Here is a 2,002-nt window from a genome sequence, read left to right as displayed (position 1 = left end):
TTCCGCCGTGGGCACCCTGCGCCGCGACGACGGCGGTGAGGCACGCCTGCTGAAGTCCCTCGCCGAGGCATACGTCGCCGGAGCACCCGTGGAGTGGGCACGGGTCTTCGACGGCACCGATCCACACCGGGCCGACCTGCCCACCTACGCCTTCCAGCGCCGAAACTACTGGCTCGGCCCGGACACCCCGGCCGACGCCGCCGCGCACGGCATGGAAGCCGTCGGGCACCCGCTGCTCGACGCCGGCATGCCGCTGCCCGCCTCCGACGGGCACCTCCTCACGGGCCGCTGGTCGCTGCGTACGCACCCCTGGCTCGCCGACCACACCGTGCGCGGCCGGAGCGTGGCACCGGGAACCGCCATCCTGGAGACCGTCCTGCGCGCGGCGGACAGCGTCGGCTGCGACCGGATCGACGAACTCAGCCTGGAGACACCGGTGTTCCTCCCCGAGGACGGTGGTGCGCTGCGCGTCCAGGTGGTCGTCACCGGACCGGAGGGGAGCGACGGCTGCCGGTCCGTCAGCCTGCACACCTGCGGTGCGGACGGCGTCTGGACGCGGCACGCGCGAGCGACGCTGACCACCGGCGCGCCCGAGGAACCGGCCGGACTCGGCAGCTGGCCTCCGGCCGGGGCGCGGCCGGTCGAGACGGACGGGCTGTACGAGCGGCTGAGCGACGAGGGCCTCGACTACGGGCCCGCCTTCCGCGGCCTGGAGAGCGTCTGGCGCCACGGGGAGGAGATCTGCGCCGAGGTCGCGCTGCCCGAGGCGGCGCGCGGGACCGGCGACGCCTTCGGCGTGCATCCGGCGCTGCTGGACGCCGCGTTGCACGCGTGGCAGGCCCGTGCGGACGACCGGGACCCCGACAGCGTACGGCTGCCGTTCCTGTGGACCGGTGTGTCCCTGTACGCCACCGGCGCGACCAGGCTGCGGGTACGCCTCACGCCGGTCACCGGCGGCGGCATGTCGGTCCTCGCGGCGGACGACACGGGCCGGCCCGTGCTCTCGGCCGAGACCTTGGCCACGCGGCCCTTCGGCGAGGGCCTCGGCGGCCCCGCCGACACGCGCACCACCGGCTTCCTGCACCGCGTCGAGTGGACACCCGTACCGGCCTCGGGCACCGGGAGCGGGGCTCGGCCCCTCGCCGCCGTCAGCGGCGACGCACTCGGCCTCGACCGGCTCGCCGACGGGTACGAGGATCTGGCGGACCTCGCTCGGCGGGTGGCCGCGGGAGAGTGCCCGCCGCCGAAGTACGTGCTGGCCGGCATCCCCACGCCCACCGCCACGCCCACCGGAACCGACCTCGCGTCGGAGGCCATCTCCACCGCGGGCCGCGTGCTGACACTCGTTCAGGACTGGCTCGCGGACGAGACGTTCGCCGCGACCGGGGCCCGGCTCGTGCTGGTCACCCGGGGAGCCGTGCCCGCCGGGGCGGGCGAGGGCGTGGCCGACCTGACCGCCTCCCCGGTCTGGGGGCTGGTGCGGTCGGCGCAGTCCGAACACCCCGGACGCTTCGTCCTCGCCGATCTCGACGCGGACGAAGCCTCGCTCACCGCCCTGCCGGCGGCGCTGGATGCCGGAGAACCGCAGTTGGCGCTGCGGCGCGGCGAACTCAGCATCCCCCGCGTGGCCACCGTCCCCCCGACCCCGGAACTCCCCGACGCTCCCTGGCAGCTCCGGATCACCCCCGAATCGGGTCTCGATGGGGTGTCACTCGCCTCCTCCGACGCGGCGACCCGCCCGCTGGGCGCGCATGAGGTGCGTGTCGATGTGCGCGCGGCCGGGGTCAACTTCCGGGACGTCCTGATCTCACTCGGCATGTATCCCGATGCGGAGAGCGCGATGCCCGGCAGCGAGGGCGCCGGGGTCGTGGCCGAGATCGGCTCCGGTGTGACGAGCGTCGGCGTCGGGGACCGTGTGATGGGCCTGGGGTCCGGATGGTTCGGCTCCTGCGCGGTGGTGGATGAGTGTGTGTTGGTGGGGGTGCCGGTGGGGTGGGGTTTT

The 2,002-nt window shown here is 74.9% G+C and carries 1 protein-coding gene; it reads left to right on the top strand.

The window, feature by feature from the left end; all coding sequences use genetic code 11:
• Positions 1-2,002 (top strand): SpnB-like Rossmann fold domain-containing protein (locus SCA03_RS34660; RefSeq protein ID WP_170223876.1); only part of this gene is annotated, 2,002 nt, incomplete at both ends.

Origin of the sequence: Streptomyces cacaoi (assembly GCF_006539165.1) — a bacterium.
Lineage (GTDB): Bacteria > Actinomycetota > Actinomycetes > Streptomycetales > Streptomycetaceae > Streptomyces > Streptomyces cacaoi.
This window is presented reverse-complemented; position numbering and strand designations above follow the sequence as displayed.